The following is an 804-nucleotide window of genomic DNA, read 5'->3' as shown; positions in this document are numbered from 1 at the left end:
TGGCCAAAGGAATTGCGGATGTCGCCGATATTGATCGCGCCATTGCCAATGGGCCAGGTCTGAGATGGGCCTTGATGGGGCCACATCTCACCTACCACTTGGGCGGTGGCGCGGGCGGCTATCGCGCTTATCTTGACCATCTTGGCCCCACGCAAGAGGCGCGATGGAAAGACCTTGGTCATCCCGAACTGACCGAGGCACTCAAGGCGGAATTGGTTGCAGGTGTCGAAGCGGAATTGGCGAGCATGGGCGGCGCAGATTTGCGCGCGCGCCGCGATGCTGCATTGGTGGCGCTTCTACGCCTAAAGGGAGATCAGGCACTATAACCCACCGCAAAGAAAAAGTGGGCGCAGATGCGCCCACTTTCACGCCCAATAAGGGTTGGGATCAGGACGGGATATCGCCCTCGACCCCTTCGACATAGAAGAACATACCCGCAAGGTCGCCATCGGACGCGGTTTCGCCCTCAGCCAACCATGGGCTGCCATCTTGCTTGTTGATCGGCCCTGTGAACGGATGATATTCACCCGCCGCGATTGCATCGCGCAGCGCTTCGGCCTCGGCCTTCACGTCTGCGGGCACAACATTGGAAATCTCGCCAATGCCAACCATTCCTGCGCTGATGCCATCCCACGTGTTCACGGATGACCACGTGCCATCGATCACCGCCTGGACGCGGTCGATGTAATAGGGCGCCCAGTTGTCGATGATCGAAGAAATACGGGGCATCGGGCCATATTCCGCCATATCTGCCGCCTGACCAAATGTATAAACGCCCCCTGCCTCACGGGCGGCCTGATGCGG

General features: G+C 59.5%; 2 protein-coding genes. One reads left to right on the top strand and one right to left on the bottom strand.

Features of this window, described 5'->3' with window-relative positions; all coding sequences use genetic code 11:
* On the top strand, positions 1-326 hold a 326-nt coding region (locus ACR0IO_RS23190), incomplete at its 5' end, for a 3-hydroxyacyl-CoA dehydrogenase family protein (protein ID WP_480745219.1).
* A gap of 61 nt (positions 327-387) precedes the next feature.
* On the opposite strand, the gene ACR0IO_RS23185 is transcribed toward ACR0IO_RS23190, so the two are convergent.
* A partial coding sequence (locus ACR0IO_RS23185; protein WP_480745217.1) for a BMP family lipoprotein occupies positions 388-804 on the bottom strand: 417 nt, incomplete at its 5' end.

This window comes from Ruegeria sp. CE12, from assembly GCF_056537525.1.
This window is presented reverse-complemented; position numbering and strand designations above follow the sequence as displayed.